This is a genomic window from Shewanella phaeophyticola (assembly GCF_025398315.1).
Taxonomy (GTDB): Bacteria; Pseudomonadota; Gammaproteobacteria; order Enterobacterales; family Shewanellaceae; genus Shewanella; species Shewanella phaeophyticola.
Genome location: NZ_JAODOQ010000001.1, coordinates 925,776 through 950,313 on the forward strand (window position 1 = coordinate 925,776; position 24,538 = coordinate 950,313).

Genomic DNA, 24,538 nt, shown 5'->3' on the forward strand with positions numbered 1-24,538 from the left:
TATGAAACATATTTTTTGGTTAGTAGATGGACAAATCGCAGGGCGAAGTGAGTCCAAATAAAGATGCATGGGACTTAGCTGAGTTAAAGCAAGCCGGATTTGGCGCTATAGCCTCATTAAATAATGGTGAAGGTTGTGACACTGTTGCCATGGCAGAATTGGGTTTTAAACATAAAGTCTTTAATTTACCTGATAATATCCCCCCTAAGCCGCAAGACCTAACCGTATGCGCCGAAATCTTACCGCAAGTATTAGCCTTTATTCGTGAGTGCGAAAGTGCCAATGTTCCTGTCTTATTACACTGTCGTTCAGGCATAAACCGAACTGAAATGGTCATGGCTTACTATATGATGGAAAACGGTGCAGCTCCGGTTCATGCCGTTAGCCAGGTACGAAATGCCAGTGGATTAGCATTTGATGCAGATGGTTGGGACCAATTTGTTTATGATGTACTTTACGAGTTACAGTCTGCTTCAAACTAAACCTGTATCTCGACAAGTAGATCTATAAAGGGAAACATCAAGATAGATAAATCAATTTTATCTATCTTGATGTTTCCCTTTATTTTTGTGTATTTTTATACTGGGCAGATATCTTCAATAGGCAATTGCTTATATTGTGATCTGCACAGGCTAAAGGCTCACTAAAGTTTGACGATAAATGCTATAGTAAAAAAATGACATCTTGTAAGGGGAAACGATGAGCCCGAAAATGAGCAAAGCGAATCAATCGCAAGGTTTATTGCTTTTTAGGTTGAACCACACTCAACAGTTTGCGCTTGGTACCTTAAAGATCCGTGAATTAGTTCCGTTTACACCGCTCACTAAAATCCCTCATTCTCATCCTGCTATTTTGGGGGCTTCGACCATTCGAGGCATGACCATTCCTGTTATTGATATGGCAGCCGCTATCGGCTTTAAGCCTGTTACAGAACAAGAACGCCAAGACTGTTACATTATCATTACTGACTGCCAACGTATGGTGATTGGTTTTTTGGTGCGTGCAATCGATAAAATCATTGAGTGTAATTGGCGTAATATTGAGGCGCCTTCAGATAATTTGGGCAAAAACGCTTTTTTAACCGGTGTGACTCGATTTGATGATCGTTTAGTACAATTGCTGGATGTGGAATTGTTGTTATCGAAAATATTCCCTGATGACCCAGTGACCAATCGTGCCATTTTGACCGATGTTCAACGCGAAATACTCAAGCCACTGCGAATATTACTGGTTGATGACTCGAAAGTGGCGCGTAAGCAGTTGTCTGACGCATTAGACTCGATCAATATCGGTTATCAAGTCACATCAGATGGCCGTGACGCCCTACAAATAATGCAAGATGCAGCACAACGAGGTGAGCCGATAGAGTTGCTGGTGAGCGACATTGAAATGCCTGGCTTAGATGGTTATGAGTTGGCATTTGAAGTGAAAAATAACCCTCAACTCGCCAATGCTTATATTATTTTGCATACCTCATTATCGAGCGAGATCAGTGTTAGCCAGGCTAAGCAAGTTGGAGCAAATGAAGCATTAACTAAGTTTGATGCCAAAGAGTTGATTGAAGCCATGTTGCGCGGCGCCCAACTTAACCACTAATGATGTTGTTTGAACGCCAGTAAAAAAGACAATACTTTCTGATGGTTTTTACTCTCAGCATGTTTAACAAGTTCTTTTCATCTTCTTAAGAAAGTCTCATTTGATGTGTATTAAAGCAGCAATAGCTGATTTTTTTTATTCATTTGAGTTCAGTACTAGACTTCTTATGTTCCATCCTGATATATAGCTACAATGCTTTTTTGTGCATCGCACTAAGTGATTACCTTGGCGTTATGCAGTAACGTTACTCTGAAAACAGATTATTTACCTTATGTTGAGTTACATTGTTAACAAGGATGCCAACAACATAAGTGTTTTGAGTAATATTGGTTAATTTGTATCTCTTTTATATTATGACGATAGTTGTTTTATAACGTATTACAGTTTTAACTACGGCATGACGTTAGAACATCACTAACAAACAAAAAGCCATTAATATAATAATCATAGGTTAAAAAATGAATCAAAAAACATCACTGCTAGCTCGAATCGCTAGTGGAAGCTTAGTGCTACAAATTATTGGCGGGATCATCTTGGGTGTGATTTTAGCCAGCGTTTCAACAACCGGTGCACACAGTGTGGCATTTTTAGGGTCGCTATTTGTCGGTGCGCTAAAAGCCATTGCACCTGTGCTGGTATTTGTATTGGTCGCATCATCAATTGCTAATCAAAAGAAAGACAGCCACACCAATATGCGTCCTATTATTGCTTTGTATCTTTTTGGTACATTTGCAGCGGCATTGACGGCAGTTATTTTCAGTTTCGCCTTCCCAACAACCTTATTGTTGGCAACCGGTATTGAAGGATCTAATCCGCCTCAAGGTATTACAGATAGTCCTTAATACCTTATTGTTTAAAATCGTTGATAATCCAGTTAATGCATTATTAACAGGAAATTACATTGGTATTTTAGTTTGGGGGGCAGGTTTAGGTATTACCATGCATCATGCTAGTGACAGCACTAAACAAATGTTGGCAGATTTAAGTGAGGCTGTATCTAACATTGTACGTTTTGTTATTCGCTTAGCACCAATCGGTATTTTTGGTTTAGTTGCTGCAACCTTTGCAGAAACCGGCTTTGAAGCACTTGCAGGATATGCTCAATTACTTGCCGTGTTAGTGGGCGCAATGTTGTTTATCGCCTTGGTGGTGAACCCAGTTATTGTTTATGTAAAAATTAAACGTAACCCATATCCGCTAGTACTTAAATGTCTACGCGAAAGCGGGGTAACGGCATTTTTTACTCGCTCAAGTGCGGCTAATATTCCGGTAAACATGGCGTTGTGTGAAGAGCTTAAGTTACACAAAGACACTTACTCTGTGTCTATTCCATTAGGTGCGACTATCAACATGGGTGGTGCAGCGATTACCATCACCATATTGACACTTGCAGCGGCTCATACCCTTAATATCCCCATCGATTTTATGACAGCACTGTTACTGAGTGTGGTTGCTTCTGTATCGGCTTGTGGTGCTTCGGGGGTCGCGGGTGGCTCATTATTATTAATCCCATTAGCCTGTAGTCTATTTGGTATTTCTAATGATGTTGCAATGCAAGTTGTGGCTGTTGGTTTCATTATTGGTGTGATTCAAGACTCAGCTGAAACAGCATTAAACAGTTCAACTGACGTTATCTTTACCGCTGCAGCATGTGAAGCGGCTGAGGCAAAAGAGGCGGCTCAAGCAAGTTAAATTGTGCGTCGCACAAAAAATGCCGACTTCATAGGATAACTATTTATGGTGCCGGCATTTTGGTTATTGGCTTATTGCTGTCTTGATTAGAATGGATGCTGACTAAAAAAAGTCATTTCTGCTTGGGTATATGGGTGTGTAATAGTTAATGATTGCGCGTGTAAATTGAGTCGTTTACTGGCATTAATTGTTGCTCCATCAGCATAAAATGCATCGCCTAAAATAGGGTGACCAAGTGCAAGCATGTGTACTCTGAGTTGATGAGTGCGGCCTGTATGCGGTTTGAGCTCCATCAGCGTTGTGCTGGCACGTTGTTCAAGTACACGGAAATAAGTCAGTGCCGCTTTACCTGTCTCGCTGAGCATTTGAAAAGGGGGTGTCAGGGTTTGACCCTAACGCAAAGTTTACTTTACCTTCTAATGCTTGCAGATGCCCTTGCACCTCAGCGATATAGACCTTTTTTGCCTGGCGATTTTGAAACTGAGTTTTTAGATGCGACTCCGCTTTTTTGGTGCGAGCAAAAATCATGATGCCTGACGTATCACAATCTAAGCGATGAATTAAAATGGCTTCAGGATAACGTTGCTGTAAACGAGTGATGGCGGTGTCGTGGGTGTCTGGTGAGCGTCCTGGATTTGATAATAATCCAGAAGGTTTATTCATCACAATAATATCACGGTCTTTATAACGGATGTCCAACCAAGGAATTGACGGCGGCTGATAAGTAAAGATGTGCATGGTGAGGTTGTCTCTTTAATAAACGCAGTTTTGCTTGATTGGTTACGCGCGCATACTAACAAAATTTTTTCAGTAACGAAAATAAGATAACGCCAACTCGGTCAATCCGCTGGGATAGCTAAGCGGAAACGACAATATGCGGCTTGCTTGCTCGCCTCAGCTTAACTTAAACGCTGGTTAGCCACAGGCGCAATGACATGCCCCAACTGCTGGTGGCTCCTGATGTCACAAAGCGGATTTGATTATGGCTATCAATGATGTATATCGAAGGTAATGCGGTTGCCCCCCATTGTTGGCTTAAATTGTGCTCATCTGTGGATTGATTGATAACTGCAAACTGGTAATCATTATGCTGCATAAACGCGTTTATGTCGTCATTTGAACCAGAGGCAACGGCCACCGAAATAACGCGATAATCTTGAGTGTTAGCTACGCTGTTGACCATAGGCGAGGTGACTTTGCATACCGGGCACCAAGTACCCCAAAAATACACTAAGGTGGCTTTATTGGTGTCAGTGTGTTGCCGAGCATTAAATAAAGACACCTCGCTCCCATTGACTAACTGGCTATTGATTGGAAACGCTAACCCAGTGTGCATGTCTCGCTGTAGATAGCTGGCAACGGCAAACAGTACTGCCGTTAATAGCAATACATCACGCAGTGTTATTAACCAAAAGCGAACCGACGTCAATTTTGCTGTAGCGATTTTTATAAACCCAGTTACCCAGATTGGCATACTATGCGCTGGCTTACCTTTGTTCATGTGGTAAGTATTGGCTGGGTGTTTTACGGCTGTATATTTTACTGTAAGCCATTAGCTGTGGGTAAAATGTTCTAAAGGCAATTTCGATTTCAACGTAAAGTTTATCCACATCACGGATCGCATGGTCAAATAGTTCTGGTTTAGATAATCGGCGGCTGACCCCTTGAATCGCCTGCTCTAAACCTTGTCGTGTTTGGTAACTGCTTAACCAATCTTGTTGAATGATTTTTGGGGCGATAGCTTGCAAGGTGGCGGGTAATTCTTCGGTAGTGTTAAGTTCTTGATACGCTTTTTGGCAAAAGATATTGAGATCTTGATGATGATACTCTTCCCAATAAAACGCTAAATAATGGTCAAACACTAAATCGATGAGTACAGGCGCGACTCGGCGAGATGATTTTGGAAACTGTTTAAGCAAATCAATAATAATTTCATGGCTATCGGTAATTTGATCGATTTGACGATGTAACCAAATGCCTTGTTGAAGGTGCTGAGGGTGATCTTCTATTTTGCCTTTGGCAAAATCACCGCACAAATTAGCCACTAAATGAGTATCACTAATATCTGCTAAATGTAAGTGTGCTAAAAAGTTCATATTTTGTGCTTCTAATTTTATTATTTTACAGTATGATACTAGCCGTTTGTAACAAAGCGTTACAAGCTGACAAGTTGTTAGGTTCAATCATAACGCTTTATACACAAATGTCATGGAGTAATGTGTGTAGTGTCGATTGTAGATACTTATCTGTATGAAATTGTGAATAATAAATGCTTAACTTAGGGATCAAGGATGATGAAAGATTGGCTAAAAAAATTATTGGGTAGGCCTATCGCAACCAAAAGAAACAAAGTGCAAATCGACATGCGCTATGAAGTTCATTCGTTTAAATCTGACGACGCACCAGTGCAAAATAGGGTGAACGAAGTCGATCACACCGACAGTTATAATCAAACTCACATAGAAAAGCCGACAAAGTAATCAGTAAACTTGATCTTAACCTGCGCTCGCCATAGACTAGCGGCCGTTTTTACTGTTGAGATTTTACTATGCGCGTTGCAGACTTTTCGTTCGACCTTCCTGATGAGCTTATTGCTCGCTATCCGACTGCACAACGTAATGCGTCGCGTCTACTGACCCTTAATGGTGTAGATGGACAGTTAGCCGATAAGCAGTTTACTGACTTACTCGAACTCATTAACCCAGGTGACTTGATGGTGTTTAATAACACCCGTGTGATCCCTGCGCGTTTATTTGGCCAAAAACCCACCGGTGGTAAGCTTGAAATTTTAGTTGAGCGTATGCTTGATGAGAAGCGTATTTTAGCTCACGTTCGCAGTTCAAAGTCACCTAAAGTGGATGCGTTAATCAATTTAGATGCCGGATATCAAATGAAGATGCTAGCGCGTCATGATGCCTTATTCGAGCTCGAGCTATTGAGTGATAACACGATTTTAGAAGTGTTAGAACAAGTCGGCCATATGCCACTGCCACCCTACATTGACCGTCCGGACGAGGATACTGATAAAGAACGTTATCAAACTGTCTATAACCAGACACCAGGTGCAGTAGCAGCCCCAACGGCAGGATTGCACTTTGACGATGAAATGTTAGCGGCCTTAAAAGATAAAGGCGTCAATGTTGCTTTTGTGACCTTACATGTAGGGGCAGGGACATTTCAGCCAGTACGTGTTGATAATGTACTTGAGCATAAAATGCATTCTGAATGGGCTGATGTTCCTCAAGATGTCGTTGACCTTATTGCGCAAACTAAAGCCAATGGTCACCGCGTTGTCGCTGTGGGTACTACGTCAGTTCGCTCACTAGAAAGTGCAGCACGCGCCTGTGGTGATTCGCCGTTAAGTGGTTTTAGCGGCGATACCGATATCTTCATTTATCCTGGATATCAGTTTAAGGTTGTTGATGCAATGGTCACTAATTTTCATTTACCGGAATCAACCTTAATCATGCTATTAAGTGCGTTTGCTGGCTATGACGAGGTCATGGCGGCATATCAACACGCGATTGCACAAAAATACCGCTTTTTTAGTTATGGCGATGCCATGTTTGTGACGAAAAAAGCCCCCTAATAGCCGAAATTGATTTACAATACCCGCCAACAAACGCCCGCAAACCGTGGGCGTTTTGATGTTTTAATGTGTTCTTAACCTTGAAGCATTAAAATTCGCCCTCATTACTATATAAACTAGACAAGTCAGACTGTTTATCTGGCAAGGTGATTTATGAAATTTGAATTAGACACAACAGATGGTCGTGCCCGTCGCGGACGTTTGATATTTGACCGTGGTACGGTAGAAACGCCAGCATTTATGCCCGTGGGAACCTACGGTACTGTAAAAGGGATGACCCCTGAAGAAGTGCGTGCTACAGGTGCAGACATTTTATTGGGTAATACTTTCCATTTATGGTTACGCCCAGGTGAAGAAATCATGCGTAAGCATGGTGACTTGCATGACTTTATGAATTGGCAACGTCCGATTTTAACTGATTCAGGTGGATTTCAGGTGTTTAGTTTAGGTGATATTCGTAAAATCACCGAAGAAGGGGTGCATTTCCGTTCACCCATCAATGGCGAAAAAATCTTTTTAGATCCAGAAAAGTCGATGCAAATTCAACACTCTCTTGGTTCTGATGTAGTGATGATTTTTGACGAATGCACGCCTTACCCTGCAACGCATGACGAAGCGCGTAAATCGATGCAAATGTCATTGCGTTGAGCCAAGCGCTCACGTGATGAGTTTGACCGCCTAGAAAATGCGAATTCGCTATTTGGTATTATTCAAGGTGGAGTTTACGAAGATTTGCGCGATGAAAGCGTAAAAGGGTTAGTAGACATTGGCTTTGATGGTTATGCCGTAGGTGGTTTAGCTGTTGGCGAGCCTAAAGAAGATATGCACCGCATTTTAGAACATGTTTGTCCTCAAATTCCTGCGGATAAACCGCGTTATTTAATGGGTGTGGGTAAACCAGAAGACTTAGTTGAAGGTGTACGTCGTGGCGTTGATATGTTCGACTGTGTCATGCCAACACGTAACGCTCGTAACGGCCATTTATTTACCAGCGAAGGGGTAATTAAAATCCGTAATGCTCGTCATCGTGATGACACTTCGCCATTAGATGCTAAGTGTGATTGTTATACCTGTAAAAACTATTCACGCGCTTATTTATACCATTTAGATCGTTGTAATGAGATTCTAGGTGCGCGTTTAAACACCATTCACAACCTACGTTACTACCAAATGTTAATGGAAGGTTTGCGCGGCGCAATTCAGACAGGTACATTAGACGCCTTTGTGAAGGAGTTCTATACCAGTCTTGGTCGTGAAGTACCTGAGTTAGTCGATTAATTTTAGCAAATAAGAAGAGAGAACTATGTTAATTTCAAATGCTTATGCAAGCCCAATGGGTGGCGCTGCCGGTGGCGAAACCATGCAGTTAATTTTTATGCTTGTCATGTTCGGGTTAATTTTTTACTTCATGATTTTTCGTCCTCAGTCAAAGCGTGTTAAAGAACACAAAAACTTGATGGCATCGATTTCAAAAGGTGATGAAGTATTAACCAGTGGTGGTATTTTAGGTAAAGTGACCAAAATCAGTGAAGAAAGTGATTACGTGTTACTTGCTATCAACGATAACAACCAAATTACCATTAAAAAGGACTACATCGCCGCGGTATTACCTAAAGGTTCTATCCAGTCGTTATAAGCCAAGAGGGCTATGGTGTGTTAAATAAATACCCAATGTGGAAAAACATCATGGTGGTGCTTATCATCGCCATTGGTGGTTTTTATGCCATACCGAACCTGTTTGGTGAAGACCATGCAGTGCAGATTGTGGCAACTCGTGGTGCTGAAGTAAATGCGTCAACTCAAGCCAATGTAGTGCAAATGTTAGAAGGCAAAGGTATTGCGATTAAGCGTGCTGAGCTTGAAAACGGACAATTGTTAGTTCGGGTACAAGATGCCGAACAACAATTATTGGCTAAAGAAGCCATTGCAGAACAACTTGGGCAAAAATTTACGGTAGCACTTAACCTTGCGCCTGCAACCCCTGAATGGCTTGAAGCTGTTGGTGGGTCGCCAATGAAGTTAGGTTTAGATTTACGTGGTGGTGTGCATTTCTTAATGGAAGTGGACATGGGCGAAGCGATCCGCAAAATGGAAGAAGCCAAAGTGGCTGATTTTCGTAGCCAACTGCGTGAAGAAAAAATCCGTTATGCAGGTGTTCGCAAAACCCCTAAAGGAATTGCGATTAAGTTTCGTGATGCTGACACGGTTAGCCAAGCTGAAAACTACTTAAAAACGCGCAGTAATGACATGGTCTATACCGATGCCAGCACTGATACCGAGTTTGTGTTATTAGCGACGATGAGTGATGTATACCTTAAGCAGATTAAGGAAGAAGCTTTACAGCAAAACATCACGACCATTCGTAATCGTGTGAACGAATTAGGTGTTGCCGAACCAGTAGTACAACGTCAAGGCGCAGAGCGCATTATTGTTGAACTACCAGGTGTGCAAGATACTGCTCGTGCAAAAGAGATTCTAGGTGCAACTGCATCAATTGAGTTTCGTATGGTTGACGATAAAGCTGACGTCAGTGCAGCTGCCGGTGGCCGTGTACCTGCTGGTGCTGAAGTTTACCAACGCCGTGAAGGTGGTATTGCGGTATTGAAAAAAGAAGTGATGTTAACCGGTGATCATATCACTGGCGCGCAACCTACTTTTGACGAATACAGCCGACCACAGGTAGCGATTAATCTTGACGCGAAAGGCGGCACGATTTTTTCGAACGTAACCAAAGACAATATTGGTAAACCAATGGCAACATTGTTTATCGAATATAAAGACAGCGGCCAACGTAATCCTGATGGCACCGTTAAAATGACCAAGATTGAAGAGGTTATTTCGGTTGCAACCATTCAAGCTCGTTTAGGCCGTAATTTTGTGATTACTGGTCTTGAGCATAGCGAAGCACAAAGCCTTGCGTTATTACTTCGTGCTGGTGCGCTTATTGCGCCGGTAACGATTGTAGAAGAACGCACAATTGTGTCCTAGCCTTGGTAAAGAGAACATTGAAAACGGTGTTCAAGCCATGGTTTGGGGCATGGTTGTTGTGCTTATCTTCATGATGATTTACTACCGTGCATTTGGCTTTATTGCCAACCTGGCATTGTTAGCAAACTTAATCATGGTTGTTGGCGTAATGTCGATGATCCCTGGCGCGGTGTTAACCTTGCCTGGTATTGCTGGAATGGTGTTAACTGTGGGTATGGCTGTTGACGGTAACGTACTTATTTTTGAACGTATTCGTGAAGAAATTTTAGGCGGGCGTAGCGTACAACAAGCGATTCATGAAGGTTATGGTAATGCGTTCTCAACCATTGCCGATGCTAACATCACCACCTTTATGACTGCGTTAATCCTGTTTGCTGTGGGTACCGGTGCGGTGAAAGGTTTTGCTGTTACCTTAATGATAGGTATCGCGACTTCGATGTTTACAGCCATTGTTGGCACACGCTCTATCGTGAATGCGATATGGGGTGGTAAGCGCGTTAAGTCATTGTCTATCTAAGGGAGAAGTTGGATATGTTTCAGATATTTTCAGTAAAGAAGACCGTCAACTTCCTTCGTCATGCAATGCCTATCAGTATTTTGTCGATGGTCTTGGTCATTGCCTCTTTTGTGTCGCTAGGCGTGCAGGGCATTAACTGGGGTCTAGACTTTACTGGTGGCACGGTTGTTGAAATGGAGTTTTCAGCTCCTGTCGACTTAAATGCATTACGTGCAACCATGACCGCTGACGAAGCCGATGGCGCAGTGGTACAGAACTTTGGTTCGAGCCGCGATGTGCTAGTGCGTTTACCTGTAAGAAGCGAGCTAAAAAGTGACGATCAAGTTGAGGCTGTATTAGCTGCGGCGCAGTCAATTGATGCTGGCGTTGTGCAAAAGCGTGTTGAATTTGTTGTACCACAGGTAGGGAAAGAATTAGCAGAGCAAGGCGGCCTCGCGGTTATTGTTGCCTTAATTTGTATTCTTATCTACGTGTCATTTCGTTTTGAATGGCGTTTGGCTGCAGGTTCCGTAGCGGCACTTGCTCACGACGTGATTGTGACATTAGGGGTGTTCTCGGTTTTACAGTTAGAGTTTGACTTAACTGTTTTAGCCGGGTTGTTAACGGTTGTCGGTTACTCACTTAACGATACCATCGTTGTGTATGACCGTATTCGTGAAAACTTCCTTAAAATGCGTAAAGGTACACCTGAAGAAATTGTGAATACCTCAATTACTCAAACCATGAGCCGTACGGTGATTACTACCGGTACGACCTTGATTACCGTGATTGCGTTGTTCCTGAAAGGTGGCACCATGATCCATGGCTTTGCAACAGCATTGTTACTGGGTATTTTTGTAGGTACATACTCATCGATTTATGTGGCCAGTTATTTAGCTGTTAAATTGGGTATTAACCGCGAGCATATGCTACCTGTAGAGATTGAAAAAGAAGGCGCAGATCAACCTTCAATGATGCCTTAAAACGCATTGTAGATAGCCTTAATAATAACCCCTAGCAACGCTGGGGGTTATTGTTTGGGAGATAGGCGTTTATTGAAACTATTGCTGTTGTTGCTGCTGTTGGATGTGTCGCTCACACGCATTAAGTACTATTGGGTACCATGGTGCATCGACATCAATAATCAATGCTTCCCAGCCATCAGTGCTGAGTATGTCTATTGAGGTGATTGTCAGTATCTTGGACATCTTAGCCTCAGCGTTAACCCTAAACGTGCCAATATCGGTATCAATACGGCTGATGTTAATACTCATTGCCAATGAATGATTGTTCATCTGTTGCAAATGCAGCCCTTTAGTTAACCCGCTTTTATTTGTACGACAGGAGCGGCTTTGTCAGCTTGAGGGGCATATACCCCAGTCCCCGTCATCGCGATATAGTTAATATTTTGGCTTATCATTTTACTGCCCACATCTTTTGAGGTTTCTGGGCGGCTAATTAAATAACCTTGAATGCAATCAATACCGAGTTTTTTAACTAGCTCAAATTGCGGTGCGATTTCGACACCTTCAGCCACAATTTTAAGATCGAGTGTTTTTCCTAAACTACTAATAGAATTTAAAATCTTTTCATATTTGGGGTTAATATTAGCTTGATCGATAAACAGCTTATCGATTTTAATGACATCAACAGGCAAATTGGCTAGGGTTGATAAAGAACTAAAACCAGTCCCAAAATCGTCGATGGCAATTAGCACACCTGACTCGCGAAGCTTTTCTAAGTCTGCAATTACTTTTTCTGAGGCTTCAATGAAACACGTTTCGGTGATTTCGAGTAATAAGGCTTTGGCAGGTAATCCCACTTTATTGATAGTATCCATCACCCAGTCATACAGTGGTATATGCGATAACTGTATTCCAGAGATATTGACTGAGATCCGCACTTTGTTCATACCAGCGTTGTACCAAGCCGCCATTTGACGACAAGCTTCTAATAAAATCCAATTTCCTAACTCTAAAATTAAGTTTGAATCTTCTGCAATAGGAATAAATTCGGCAGGAGGAATAGAACCTTCAATCGGATGGTGCCAACGTACGAGGCATTCAAAATAATCGATACTAAAATCGTTAACATTCACGATGGGTTGAAACGACAAACTAAAACTTTGACTTGCCATTGCTAGGCGCATTTCTTCGAGTAAATAATGATAGCGACGCATTTTATTGCCCATTTCAGGCGAATAAACGCGGTAAATACCTCTGCCATCGGTTTTCGCTCGGTACATAGCCACATCGGCCATTTGCAATAATGTATTAGGGTTTGCGGCACTGTCGGGATAAACTGCAATGCCAATACTGGCACCAATTTTAATTAATTTGTTGCCGAGTACAAAATCTCCTTCAATTTCTTGCAATACATTTTGTGCGACTTCGATAGCTAAATTGTCATCGTTAAGATTTTCAATAAAAATGGAAAACTCATCACCCCCAAGTCGCGACAAGTTTAACTCTAATCCTAACGAAGCAGCCAAGTGACTGAGTTTACGATTACGGACCACCGTTGTAAGGCGCTGGGCTACTTGAATCAATACTTCATCGCCAAAACTGTGGCCAAACGAGTCATTAACTTGTTTAAAGCCATCAAGATCAATAAATAACAGGGCTTGTCTTTTCTTTAATGCTTGTGCTTGCGCTAACTGTGATTGTAAATGATGCAAATAGGCATGGCGGTCAATCAGCCCAGTGAGTTTGTCTTGGTGTTGGCTAATAAAGTTTTTATGTTGTTGGTCATTTATTTGCTTGTTGAGCTCTATCAGTGCCAAGCTCAGTTTCGAAACGGTATTTTGTTGTTCAACATTAGGCTGGGTGATATTAAAGGCTGCTAATAGCTTATTAGTTTCGTTGTTGACCACTTCAAGTGAAGCATCTAGGTTTTTCTTTTGTCTGCGGGTGATATAAAAAGGCATGCCAATGGCAAATCCGCCTAATAACAATAATGGCAAATTACTAAATAACATCACGTTGCTAAGGATGTGATTTAGGCTAACCGCATTTAATTGAAACCCAGCTTTTGATAGTACGGCATAGGTGTTTTGCTCATCTTCGACAATATCGTAATTTAGTAGCCAATTAGCCCAATGGTTGTCTAATTGCACCACATCTCGTTGATCTAGTTGTTGTAAATTAACGTTGCTGTTGTCGCGATTAAACGCATGTAGGCTCTGACTCAGTGTTAATATCACTAAAAGGTATAATCCGACTAATAAACCGCAAGCAACTAAGATGACTTTGGATATTCGCATTATGTAAGCTCTTCATAGTCAGTAGATTAGTCGGAGGGTGAGAGCTGTATTGCCATGTTCTTAGCGATATTAAGCCTCAGTTTTATTGTGCAGTGTAGTGTAAATATTGTTGTTAAACAATTCTCTATACAATTGTTTAACAGAAATTATTGTTTTTCAAATAACCATATTTGATGATTTTAGAATGAGTATTGAGGTACCTTGTAGTATCACTTTGCTCATTTACAGGCTCTAGTTGCGGACATTTGCAATGCATATCACCGTTTGGGAAATCCCTACTTAGCGTGTTTATGCTAAGTTTAATGTAATGACATAATCTGCCTGGCCATTTTCTGTTGAAGTAAATTCTCCGTGTCCAATATAGCCTAGCAAGTTGTTTGTTCCTGATCCTTCTACAACTGTAAATTGACTTTGTGCGACACCATGAGCAAATGTGCCATTATGCAATAACACAATGGTGCCCGCGATTTCAGGCGTAGTGATTGTTAAGTGTTCAATACCCGTGAATGCAGCTTTAGTGTCTTGTTGGTGCGACATAATATATCTAATGTCTGCAGCACCAGAAACATCCCCCGAGTAGCTTTGGCTAATCTCAGCAATGGTTTGCTTACTACCGTCATTATGTTCAGCATAGGTTGACTCATTCCACGCTGTAATTTGAAATACACCTTTTAAGACAATTTTACTCATTTAGGATCCTGTTATTTATAAATAATCGTTAACTAAGGTAATCATTATTTATTAAAAATGTCCAATTTATAAACAGTGCTCGACAGATTTTGGTTGAGGCAGTAGGATGAAACAAATTTGCCAGCAAGAGCAATGCAGTAGGATAACGCATGCAACAACGAAAAGTATTACTAGCCGGTGGTAATTTATTACAGGCTCACACATGGAAAGGACTGCTGGAAACCAGCGGAATTGATGTTGATCTTAAAGGCGAAGCGTTGATTGGTGGCGTGGGCGGGCTGCCAATAGAAATGCAGACCGTTGAGCTGTGGGTTATGGACAGTCAGCTAGCTGCCGCTCAAGCCTTACTAGACTCTCTCGATATAGAACAACCTCAATGGCAATGTGTACAGTGCCATGAAATGAATGAAGGTAGTTTTGAATTATGCTGGCATTGCAGTGCACAAAAAAGTGAAATGCATAACGCGTAATGTGTCGTAAAACTGAATAATATCTCGAGAATAATCTCTTTAAACACTTGTATAAGTTTATTATTTTCTTAAACTATTTGATAAATATTTTTATCGGTTATGGCGTATTTACTTGCCACAACACCGTGGCGTTATCTCACTTTAAGGACTCGTTATGCAAGCATCCCCAGCCTTTGCCAGTCTCGTCGAATCTGTCATACCTCATATTAGGCTGTTGACCATCGAACAATATCAACAACAAGACCACTGGCAACTTATTGATGTACGTGAAGATAATGAGTGGCTACAAGGTCATTTACCCAACGCTAAGCATTTGAGCCGAGGCATTATTGAACGTGATATCGAGCAACGTTTTCCAGACAAAAGCGTACCTATTTTACTCTATTGTGGCGCAGGTCAGCGTGCAGCATTAGCCGCGTATAATTTACAAGTTATGGGCTACACCCAGGTTGCATCTATGATCGGTGGTTATCGCGCTTGGATCCAACATCAATTTCCTATTGTGCAAGACTGAGAAATCAATGCAATATTTTCCGCTGTTTGTTGATACCCAAGGGTTACGGGTTTTACTCGTAGGCGCTGGTGAGGTTGCTACACGTAAGCTCGATTTACTGGCACGTACCGATGCTGTTATCCATGTCATTGCCCCAGATATTGCCGCCGATATTGACACTTATTACCAACAAGGGCGCATTCGCTTATCACGTCGTGCAGTGACTCAAGATGATATTGCTGATATTGATCTTGTGTATTTAGCCACTGCAAATGAGCAGCTGAATATAGACTTTGCTGATATCGCCAATGAGCGTGGTATTTGGGTTAATGTTGTTGATAATCCTGGATATTGCCGGTTTATCACTCCATCGATTGTAGATCGTGGCCGTTTAGTTGTGGCAATTAGTACCGCTGGAGTCGCTCCAGTATTTGCTAGAACCATTCGCTCTCGATTAGAAACCATGTTGCCGGCATCGTTAGCACCATTGTTTGATTTTGTTGCCAGTAAACGCGAAGACGTTCAACAAACTCTGGCCAACGGTAAAGATCGTCGGCTGTTTTGGGAGCGTTTTTTTTACAGTAACCAAGACCGATTCGATAACCTCACCGAACAACGTTATGTTGATGCTTTTCAAGAAATGACTCGTCAAGGTGAAATACTGTTACTGACGGAGCATACACCTGCCAATTTATTACCGATTGCAGCAATGCCGTTACTGCAAAAGCTTGATGTTATTTTCAGTGATGATCCACTTAATAGTGAGACAAATGAGTTATTGCGCCGAGATGCTAATCGAACTCAGATCCCTAAACTCAGTGATATTGCGCATCAATATGAACAAGGCAATCGCATGTTAATAGTGGCTGCCCCAGATAAAATTGCTCAACTCATTGCCTATTTTCCAATGGCAAAGCATTTACGTCCAGGGGCGTTATAACTCATATCCGCTCTAGCAACTAACACGCCGAGTGTACTTTGTAGTAGACTCGGCTTTTTTATGTCTATCGAGATCCCTAATGGCCGCTAAAGCTACTGTATTTAAAGTTGCACTCCAAATTGCCGACATGGATCGTCACTATTACGCGGATCATGCGTTGACTCTGGCGCAACACCCTTCTGAAACAGATACACGTATGATGGTTCGTTTATTGGCTTTTGCATTGAATGCATCGGATACCTTGGTTTTTAGTAAAGGTTTGTGTGTTGATGATGAAGCTGAGCTGTGGGACAAAAGTTTAAGTGATGAAATTAACTTGTGGATTGAGTTTGGCCAGGCGGACGAAAAATGGTTACGTAAAGCCAGTGGTCGAGCTAAGCAAGTTATTTTATATACCTATGGTGGGCGTAGCGTGCCAATTTGGTGGCAGCAAAATCAGCAAGCATTAAGTCGGTATGATAACTTGTCGGTGGTTAACTTTCCTGAAGACGCCGTAAAGCAACTTGCGGTATTTGTGACTCGTAATATGGCGCTTCAAGTCAGTATCAGTGAAGGACAAGTGTGGCTATCTGACAATGAGAATAGTGTGTTAATAGAGCCAGAAAGCTTAAAGTTAGTGTAGCTAAATATTCATTCGTAGGGGTATTGAATATAAAGGTATGCCTGCGAGCGAAATGCTTATCATGTGAAAGTTAATTTAACCTTAACTTAGTAATTGTGAATAAATTTTAATCTTAAGGGTATTGTACTAATAAAATCTCAGGCAGATAATCGAAGCATGTTTTAAATAATGTAATTAAAATAACACATTGATAATTATCTTATTTTGTTTTGCAATGGTTGTGTGTTAAGGATGTTATTGTGAAAAAACTTACCCTTTATCCAGTAGAAAAAATTGATGAGTTAACCTCTCCAGAAGAACATGAAGATATCTCTTTGTTATCTTCTGCTATCAATATCTTTACCGATTTTAAAAAAGTCACCCCGTTGGTTATTGAATCAAACTCGTCCGCAGTTGAAGTGGAAAGTTTGATGCAAAAATCTCATGTGCGACTTAAATTAGTGATTAATAATAAGCATGAGTTTATAGGGTTAATCAGCTTTGAGTCGTTACATGATCAAGAGATTTTAAAACGCGTTGCCGAAGGTCATCAACGTGAACAGCTTAAAGTCACAGACTTTATGATTGCAAAAGACCAGTTAAAAGCCATTGATTATGAAGATTTAACTTATGCCAGAATTGGCGATGTGATTGAAACGTTAAAGTCTGCAGGCCAACAGCATTGCTTAGTGCTCGACAGAAAAAATCATGCGATTCGTGGGGTATTATCTGCTAATGATATTGCGCGCCGATTAAAGTTAGCGGTCGATGTGAGTACACCAAACTCATTTGCATCAATTTTTGAGGTGATCAGTAAAATTCAACAACCTGCGGTATTAAATACTGTTCAGCCACATTTTTAATATTCTCACTGAATGCGATATATAAAAATAGCCACATAATGTGGCTATTTTTCATTCAACGGTCATTGTTAACGGACAATTACTGGAAGCTTAAGCTCCAGGTATCAATATAACCTGTATCTCGGTTCGCATTATCAACCGCTTTGAGTGTCCACACGCCGCTAGACTCAACCCCCGTCATGTTTGCGCTGTAAGTTTGGTTAATATTGTCGGCTGAGCCTCCGGTATTGTTATGCAGCACCACTGTTTGACCACTTGGGCTGATCAATTGGACTTTCAAATCACCGATATAGGTGTGAATGACTCCGAGTGACACCGACACTGTGCCTGAATCACCTGTACGCGAGACAGTGATTGGGCTAGTGATCCCTGTGGTATTGTTATCTGGGATAGAGTAGTTATTAGTGTTGGTGTAGGTTGCTGCGCCGCCAGTGCCTGTACCACTTCCAGAGCCCGAAGCGGTATAGTTGGCCACTAAACTCACGCCACTAAATGCACTGTAACCTTGTACCATCACATAATAGGTTCCTGATTGGGCGGTAGTGATTGGGCATGATTCAGCGTTACCACTCTTCCATGGACGGCAATCGTAGCTACTGGTCGTCGGAGAGGCGCCATATTGCACGTATAAGTCTGCATCACCCGTACCGCCACTCATGGTAAAACTTAAGTTTGTGGCACCTGCTGGTACGTCTAATGAATAGTAAAGTTCATCATTTCTAGCACCTGCGAGGCCTGTCTTCGCGACTCCATTTTCAAGGTCGCTATCACCACTGCCGCTTCCTGGATCTGTTGAAGTCATGAACAAGACTCATCTAAGTAGGCTTTAGCCGCAGTTGCGTTTACCATACCAAAGCCTGTTTGATTATCACGTCCTGCCACATTTAAATCATCGGCAGTTGCATTAAGCGCAGCACGTACTTCTGCGGCACTACATTCAGGGTGATAACTCCACACTAATGTTGCTACACCCGACACGTGCGGCGTCGCCATTGACGTGCCGTTATAGTATTCATAATCTTGGTTGCCCAAGTTACTCACAGTGGCAGATTGGCCTATTTTAGCCTGAAGGGCTAAACCGGTTGCACGGTCTACCGACATTGATGGAATCGTGATTTCACTATTGGCATCGACTAAAAATGGGTTTTGTAAACCAGGTAAGGCACTATTACTGTACACAATGACTCCGCTTGCACCAGCAGTATTACAGGCTTTAACGGCGTTAATTTCTGGGTAGCTTGAACCTTGGTTTCCGACACGTTCCACTAAACAGATTTTATTGCTCATGTTGCCACAATTAAAGCTGGTGCCATTAACCGTACATTCAGCCAATGCTGCAGTCGCTGATGTATTGATAGGGTCGGCGGCGTAACTACTGCCAGATGGCGTTAAGCGGTTATGAGGTACGACGCCGCTGCTAAAATACGATTGCCCTGCAATGGTAATATCTGCAGTGCGGCCTTCGCCCACGGTCACTGTCGATAAAATAGCTTCACCAGGACCTGAAATTTCAACTTGATCGGTATATTGCGAAAAAGCAGCATGGTCGCGATTACTGTCGACAGCTGCTACAGACATGACGCTGTCGTATGATGCTGGGTAACTATAACTACTGTCGCCAGCATTACCAGCAGCAGCAATTAATAAGACGCCATTGTTATAATGACTATTTAATGCATTACGCTCGGTGGTAGTTGAGCCACTGCCGCCTAAGCTCATGGTGACGACATTTGCGTTGCCAGAGTTGACACAAGTATCGATAGCCGCAACCAGTGATGAAGAGTAACCCCAGCCAGCTTCATTAAACACTTTAACGACATGAATATTGGCATTTTGGTTTGGCATTACACCCACAACGCCTTCATTGTTAGCAATTGCCGCAATGGTGCCTGCCACGTGCGTTCCATGGGCATTATTATTGCCCGGCTGATACCAATTACCTGTGCCAGAATTGTTGGTTCCGGTGACATTGTTACCGCTTAAGTCGTTGTGACTGCGATCGTAGCCTGAGTCAATGATACAAATGCTGCGATTACCTGTTTGGCTGTCGCTAAGCACGGTTGCACCAACATAGGTTTGACCCCAAGGCGTCGTTTCAGCCATGAGTCGACGGGGTAAGTCTTCTTCAACGTATTCGACATCTTGACGAAGGCGCAGTGCTCTAATTGAGCTGCTATCTAGTTTAGTTGAATAACTATTGCTGCGGCCAATGCGTTTCATTTCACGTGCTTGAACACTATTAAGTGCTCTAAAGTGGCTATACACTTCATTAGTGCGCGGTTGGTAATCCATGCTGCTCGCTTCGCTAGCCTGGTTAACACTTTGGTTTGCCGCCAGATCATTGATGACTTGAGCGGCATTGTCGTTTCTAAACTTAACGATATAACGTTTGGGTAAGGGGGATTGTTGTTCAACTTGTTGATTAGTTGAAGAGAGTGACATTGGAGCAGGTGTTGCATTGACCTGAGTTGAAATCGCAAATGCGAGGACTGTCATGCTAAGCACGACAGTTTTATTCTGATTATTTTTCATTTTATCTTCCATGTTATCAGGGTTAATTTTTGTCTTTCTAATTATGTTTTAGCGCTAAACTCTGTTGTTTAGCAGAACAAAATGTAATCAAAAAATAACCATATGTAAATAAATTGTTAATAATTGTTGTTTTTGAACAAGTGATACAACCTATTGATTTTGAATTTACATTAGCCATTAGTGAATTAATATTCTTGCTTGGTTGGGTGTTTATTGTTCAAAAGTAGAGGGTTTTAAAGTGTTTTTTTGATGAAAGCGCTTTATGCTTGCGAGGAGGTTAAGCAAGGTTTATGCGGCCAAAAAATAATCATCTTAGTTTTGGGGTTTGTTAAGGATTATTGGCGGGTTTTGATAAAACTGATGCTCAGGAAGAGTTATCTGAGCAACAGTTTAGGAAATAAGCTGACTTAATACACTGAAATTTAACGCGCTGACATAAGGGTATTCAAACCACCTGCATCGTATGTATTGTTGTAACCTTGTTCAATTAATGAGGCTTGTGCGATGCTGCTACGACGACCGCTACGACAATACAGCACGACTTCAGTATCTTTACTTAGGTTAAGTTTGGCTAATTGCGGCACTATGGTGTCAAACGGAATATTAATCGCGCCTTTAATATGACCTGCGGCGAACTCTTCTGCGGTACGCACATCAATTAGCGTCGCGTTAGCATTTATTTTTTGCCATGCGATATCGGGTTGTTGCTCTCTTGCCATTGAAGGCATAGCGTACAAGGCTGACAACAGCATTAAGCACGTTAATATGGATTTTATGATGTTAATTAACACATTGAGTTCCTTTTTAATTTGGGCTCCAGCTAATGCTTATTTACTTAAGGCTATTTCTGCCGCAGTTTTAATGCCCATCTTTTTCATTATTATGGCAGCAGGACAAAAGCCTGTAAATGCGCTTTGTAATAGGTTAGCGCCAACAAATACAGTTAGCCAGATAAAATGTTGACTTACGGTTGCCATAAGCACTAAAGACAACAAAATCATAAAGCCTGCAAAGGCCATAATGCTTCTTTCTAATGACATATCGAGCTCCTTTGGGCTTGTGCCCAGTAAAATAACAATCATTGATTAATGTGTTTTAGCTGTCATCTTGGTCTTCATGACCGTGTAGTACAGCACTGGAATAACGATTAACGTTAAAATTGTTGAGATAAAAATCCCGAAAATTAAGCTGATGGCTAAGCCATTAAAAATGGGATCATCAATAATAAACATTGCACCTATCATGGCAGCTAAAGCCGTTAACATGATGGGTTTAGCACGAACAGCCCCAGAGTGAATGACGGCTTGTTCAAATGGCACGCCCGCTGCGGTTTGCTGGTTAATAAAATCGACCAGTAATATCGAGTTTCGGACAATAATCCCGGCAAGTGCAATCATCCCAATCATCGACGGCGCGGTAAATTGTGCTCCCAGTAATGCATGCCCTGGCATAACACCAATGATCGTTAATGGGATAGGCGCCATAATGATTAAGGGCACGATGTAGGATTTAAATTGCCCGACAACAAGAAGGTAAATGGCGATCATGCCAACGGCATAAGCGATGCCCATATCTCTAAAGGTTTCGTAGGTTATCTTCCATTCGCCATCCCATAAAATTGCCACATCGGTTAACCCGTCAGGCTGTTCTACAAAACGTTGAACGATAGGGTAGGCTAATTCGCCTTGTTCGGTTTCATGGTTAATTTGGCTGACCATGTCGAACATGCCATATAAAGGACTCCCGGTTGAGGCCGCCATATCCGCAACAACCATGATCATAGGTACCATGTTTTTATGCACTATTGGCGCATTGATGGTTTGTTGCTTCACTTGCACTAATTCTGTCAGGGCAATTTGTGCTCCGGTTTGGCTTGGTAAACGTAATTGCAGTACCTGTTGTAAATTGATCTTTGCCGCTTCTGCAGCTTGTAAACGGATTGGTGTTGGGTATTTACGCTCTTCAAGGTGCAAATAACTGGCATCGCTGCCATTTACGGCACTATTGATGGCATTAATGATGCTGCTATAAGACACGCCAAGTAAGCGAGCCTTATTGCGGTCAATAATCACTTGCCATTGCTGTTGTTGTGCCGGTAAAAAGATATCTACATCAACAACGTAATCGGTATTTTTAAAACGCTGTTGTAAATCGTTTGCGGCTTGTTCGCGCAAAGTTGTTGTTGGAGCATAGACTTCGGCAACAATTGGTGACCACACTGGTGAGTCAGGTGGCACCTCAACAATTTTAACGTTGGCTTTGTATTGCAAGGCAATACGTTGCAGAGGCTCTCGCACCGATGATGCTATCGAGTGGCTGTCGCGGTCACGGTGTTTTTTATCGACTAAGTTAACTTGAATGTCGCCTAATTCTTGGCTGCTTCTTAAAAAGTAATGTCTTACCAGGCCATTAAAGTTCATTGGAGCATGGGTGCCCGCATAGAGTTGAATATGTTCAATTTCTTCAACGGTTGTAAGGTATTGACTTAAATCTTCTAGTACACGCTGGGTTTGCTCAATGGGTGTGCCTTCAGGCATGTCTACCATCACCTGAAACTCAGATTTATTATCAAAGGGCAGCATTTTTAGCACTACCGCTTGAAATACTGGTAAGGCTACGGCGAATGCAATAAGCAACATAATGCCAAGCGCTAAGCCTTTACGTGCTTTTGATGCATGATCACCGATTAAAAATGGGCTCATTAATGTTGTAAAAAAGCGAGTTAGCGCTGTTTCTGGTTCGGTATGAGGTTCGCGATTACTGTGATGTTTATGCTCTTTGAGTAAATGGCCGCTTAACCAAGGCGTCATAATAAAGGCAATTAACAGCGAAATTAACATCCCCATGCTGGCATTAATGGGAATAGGGCTCATGTAAGGCCCCATTAGCCCGGATACAAATGCCATCGGCAACAATGCAGCAATAACCGTAAAGGTTGCTAAAATGGTGGAGCCGCCCACTTCATCAACTGCACCAGGAATAAGCTCAATCATGGGTTTATTGCTCAACGCCATATGTCGATGGATATTTTCAACCACCACAATGGCATCGTCGACCAAAATACCAATCGAAAAGATCAGCGCAAACAATGAAATTCGATTTAAGGTAAAACCCCACGCCCATGAGGCAAATAATGTAATTGCCAGTGTAATGATAATGGCGATACCCACTACCGCCGATTCGCGTACTCCCATTGTAAACAGCACTAACAGCACCACGGCAGAGGTAGCAAAGATCAATTTGAAAATGAGGGTATTAGATTTATCGCCGGCAGTTTGGCCATAGTTGCGTGAAATCGCGACATTAACATTGTCTGGGATCAGCACATTGTTGGACGCTGCAACTTTAGCCAATACGGCATCGGCTATATCAACTGCATTTTTACCCGCTTGCTTGCCTATCGCAATCGTCACCGCAGGGTAACTACCTTGTTGATTAACATGCCAAACGCTTTGTTTAGGTATATCGCTTTGTAATTGAATATCGGCAATGTCTGATAAATACACTACACCAGCAGCGCCTGTGGTGGTGTCCGAGTTAACTTTGATTAATAGGTTTTTGACATCATCAAGATTACGTAAAAATTGCCCAGTTTGCAGTTTGATTTCTTGATTGTATTGAGTCATTGACCCTAAGGCCGAGGTTTGATTATTGTCTTGCAATGCATCACTGATATCCGTAAATGTTATCGAATAACTGTTCATTTTGATTGGATCTAAACGCACGTTGAGCACTAACTCATGGCCACCTTGGCTATAAATCTCTCGAGTACCAGGAATGCGCTTTAATTCGGTTTCGAGTACTGATGAAACAGAGGTTAATTGCTCAGCTGTCATACTCGGGTCGTTTGACCATAAAGTCAGCCCTACAATTGGTACATCATCAATGCCACGAGGTTTGATCAGTGGTTCGCCTATTCCGGCAGCGTAGTTAAATTTATCGCTATTTGAATACAGCTGGTTATAGAGATTAACGACCGCTTCATCACGTGGAACGCCGACATCAAAAATAGCAATAATTAATGCCCCGTCAGGTTGCGAAAATGAGTACAGTGTATCAATGCCTTTAATTTCAGAAATAATTTGTTCAGCAGGTAAAGTGACTTGGTTTTCGACTTCTGTTGGTGTCGCACCAGGGTAAGGAATAAACACGTCGGCAAAAGTCACATCAATTTGTGGCTCTTCTTCTTTTGGGGTAATAATCACCGCAAAAATACCGAGTAGTAAGCCTAATATGGCTAATAACGGTGTGATCGCACTATTTTGAAAGGCACTGGCTATACGGCCCGAAATCCCTAAACGAGTTGAGCGTTCTGCAGGAGACATA

The 24,538-nt window shown here is 42.0% G+C and carries 18 protein-coding genes and 6 pseudogenes; 14 read left to right on the forward strand and 10 right to left on the reverse strand.

Going from position 1 to position 24,538, the window contains the following annotated elements:
- The first annotated feature begins 1 nt into the window (after position 1).
- The 3 genes and pseudogenes from N4T56_RS04385 (at position 2) to sstT (ending at position 3,288) form a co-directional block, all read left to right on the forward strand.
- Positions 2-482, forward strand: a pseudogene (locus tag N4T56_RS04385) (protein-tyrosine phosphatase family protein).
- A gap of 217 nt (positions 483-699) precedes the next feature.
- Positions 700-1,596 carry a chemotaxis protein CheV gene (locus N4T56_RS04390; RefSeq protein WP_261732354.1) on the forward strand — a complete coding sequence of 299 codons (897 nt, stop codon included), beginning with the start codon at positions 700-702 and terminating at the stop codon, positions 1,594-1,596.
- A gap of 458 nt (positions 1,597-2,054) precedes the next feature.
- Positions 2,055-3,288, forward strand: a pseudogene (gene sstT / locus N4T56_RS04395) (serine/threonine transporter SstT).
- 86 nt (positions 3,289-3,374) lie between these two features.
- On the opposite strand, the pseudogene N4T56_RS04400 reads toward sstT, so the two are convergent.
- The 3 genes and pseudogenes from N4T56_RS04400 to N4T56_RS04410 all read right to left on the reverse strand — a co-directional run bounded on the left by N4T56_RS04400 (position 3,375) and on the right by N4T56_RS04410 (position 5,384).
- Positions 3,375-4,026, reverse strand: a pseudogene (locus tag N4T56_RS04400) (RluA family pseudouridine synthase).
- A 166-nt stretch (positions 4,027-4,192) separates the two neighbouring features.
- Positions 4,193-4,762: a protein disulfide oxidoreductase gene (locus N4T56_RS04405; RefSeq protein ID WP_261732355.1), complete on the reverse strand. Its 570-nt coding sequence runs from the start codon at positions 4,760-4,762 to the stop codon at positions 4,193-4,195.
- Positions 4,763-4,775: 13 nt separating this feature from the next.
- Positions 4,776-5,384 carry an acyl carrier protein phosphodiesterase gene (locus tag N4T56_RS04410; RefSeq protein ID WP_261732356.1) on the reverse strand — a complete coding sequence of 203 codons (609 nt, stop codon included), beginning with the start codon at positions 5,382-5,384 and terminating at the stop codon, positions 4,776-4,778.
- A 195-nt stretch (positions 5,385-5,579) separates the two neighbouring features.
- Here N4T56_RS04410 and N4T56_RS04415 point away from each other — a divergent pair, with 195 nt between their 5' ends.
- The 6 genes and pseudogenes from N4T56_RS04415 to secF all read left to right on the forward strand — a co-directional run bounded on the left by N4T56_RS04415 (position 5,580) and on the right by secF (position 11,344).
- Positions 5,580-5,768, forward strand: a complete 189-nt coding sequence (locus N4T56_RS04415) for a hypothetical protein (protein ID WP_261732357.1) — start codon at positions 5,580-5,582, stop codon at positions 5,766-5,768.
- A gap of 68 nt (positions 5,769-5,836) precedes the next feature.
- The gene (queA, locus tag N4T56_RS04420) at positions 5,837-6,877 is read left to right on the forward strand and encodes a tRNA preQ1(34) S-adenosylmethionine ribosyltransferase-isomerase QueA (RefSeq protein ID WP_261732358.1); all 1,041 of its coding nucleotides are present in this window, start codon (positions 5,837-5,839) and stop codon (positions 6,875-6,877) included.
- Between the two features lie 153 nt (positions 6,878-7,030).
- Positions 7,031-8,155: pseudogene (tgt, locus tag N4T56_RS04425) on the forward strand (tRNA guanosine(34) transglycosylase Tgt).
- A gap of 25 nt (positions 8,156-8,180) precedes the next feature.
- Positions 8,181-8,513: a preprotein translocase subunit YajC gene (gene yajC / locus N4T56_RS04430; RefSeq protein WP_160055628.1), complete on the forward strand. Its 333-nt coding sequence runs from the start codon at positions 8,181-8,183 to the stop codon at positions 8,511-8,513.
- 17 nt (positions 8,514-8,530) lie between these two features.
- A pseudogene (secD, locus tag N4T56_RS04435) lies at positions 8,531-10,382 on the forward strand (protein translocase subunit SecD).
- Positions 10,383-10,396: 14 nt separating this feature from the next.
- Positions 10,397-11,344, forward strand: coding sequence for a protein translocase subunit SecF (secF, locus tag N4T56_RS04440; RefSeq protein ID WP_261732359.1), 948 nt, complete (start codon positions 10,397-10,399; stop codon positions 11,342-11,344).
- Between the two features lie 78 nt (positions 11,345-11,422).
- On the opposite strand, the gene N4T56_RS04445 is transcribed toward secF, so the two are convergent.
- The 3 genes from N4T56_RS04445 to N4T56_RS04455 form a co-directional block, all read right to left on the reverse strand.
- Positions 11,423-11,665, reverse strand: a complete 243-nt coding sequence (locus N4T56_RS04445) for a hypothetical protein (protein WP_261732360.1) — start codon at positions 11,663-11,665, stop codon at positions 11,423-11,425.
- A gap of 14 nt (positions 11,666-11,679) precedes the next feature.
- Positions 11,680-13,623, reverse strand: coding sequence for a putative bifunctional diguanylate cyclase/phosphodiesterase (locus tag N4T56_RS04450; protein ID WP_261732361.1), 1,944 nt, complete (start codon positions 13,621-13,623; stop codon positions 11,680-11,682).
- Between the two features lie 288 nt (positions 13,624-13,911).
- On the reverse strand, positions 13,912-14,313 hold the full coding sequence (locus tag N4T56_RS04455; RefSeq protein WP_261732362.1) for a DUF3224 domain-containing protein: 402 nt from the start codon (positions 14,311-14,313) through the stop codon (positions 13,912-13,914).
- A 149-nt stretch (positions 14,314-14,462) separates the two neighbouring features.
- Between N4T56_RS04455 and N4T56_RS04460 the strand changes: the two genes are divergently transcribed.
- The 5 genes from N4T56_RS04460 to N4T56_RS04480 all read left to right on the forward strand — a co-directional run bounded on the left by N4T56_RS04460 (position 14,463) and on the right by N4T56_RS04480 (position 17,680).
- Entirely contained in the window at positions 14,463-14,783 is a 321-nt protein-coding gene (locus N4T56_RS04460; protein ID WP_261732363.1) for a putative signal transducing protein, read from the forward strand.
- 154 nt (positions 14,784-14,937) lie between these two features.
- Complete coding sequence (locus tag N4T56_RS04465) at positions 14,938-15,297, forward strand: rhodanese-like domain-containing protein (RefSeq protein ID WP_261732364.1); 360 nt, start codon at positions 14,938-14,940, stop codon at positions 15,295-15,297.
- A gap of 7 nt (positions 15,298-15,304) precedes the next feature.
- Entirely contained in the window at positions 15,305-16,216 is a 912-nt protein-coding gene (locus N4T56_RS04470; RefSeq protein WP_261732365.1) for a precorrin-2 dehydrogenase/sirohydrochlorin ferrochelatase family protein, read from the forward strand.
- Positions 16,217-16,295: 79 nt separating this feature from the next.
- Complete coding sequence (locus N4T56_RS04475; RefSeq protein ID WP_261732366.1) at positions 16,296-16,838, forward strand: YaeQ family protein; 543 nt, start codon at positions 16,296-16,298, stop codon at positions 16,836-16,838.
- A 239-nt stretch (positions 16,839-17,077) separates the two neighbouring features.
- Positions 17,078-17,680, forward strand: a complete 603-nt coding sequence (locus tag N4T56_RS04480) for a CBS domain-containing protein (protein ID WP_261732367.1) — start codon at positions 17,078-17,080, stop codon at positions 17,678-17,680.
- A 79-nt stretch (positions 17,681-17,759) separates the two neighbouring features.
- Here N4T56_RS04480 and N4T56_RS04485 read toward each other — a convergent pair.
- The 4 genes and pseudogenes from N4T56_RS04485 to N4T56_RS04500 all read right to left on the reverse strand — a co-directional run bounded on the left by N4T56_RS04485 (position 17,760) and on the right by N4T56_RS04500 (position 24,537).
- Positions 17,760-20,212 (reverse strand): annotated as a pseudogene (locus tag N4T56_RS04485) (S8 family serine peptidase).
- Between the two features lie 422 nt (positions 20,213-20,634).
- Positions 20,635-21,003 carry a rhodanese-like domain-containing protein gene (locus N4T56_RS04490; protein WP_261732368.1) on the reverse strand — a complete coding sequence of 123 codons (369 nt, stop codon included), beginning with the start codon at positions 21,001-21,003 and terminating at the stop codon, positions 20,635-20,637.
- Between the two features lie 36 nt (positions 21,004-21,039).
- On the reverse strand, positions 21,040-21,252 hold the full coding sequence (locus N4T56_RS04495; RefSeq protein WP_261732369.1) for a YgaP family membrane protein: 213 nt from the start codon (positions 21,250-21,252) through the stop codon (positions 21,040-21,042).
- 45 nt (positions 21,253-21,297) lie between these two features.
- Positions 21,298-24,537 carry an efflux RND transporter permease subunit gene (locus N4T56_RS04500; RefSeq protein ID WP_261732370.1) on the reverse strand — a complete coding sequence of 1,080 codons (3,240 nt, stop codon included), beginning with the start codon at positions 24,535-24,537 and terminating at the stop codon, positions 21,298-21,300.
- Position 24,538 lies beyond the last annotated feature (1 nt).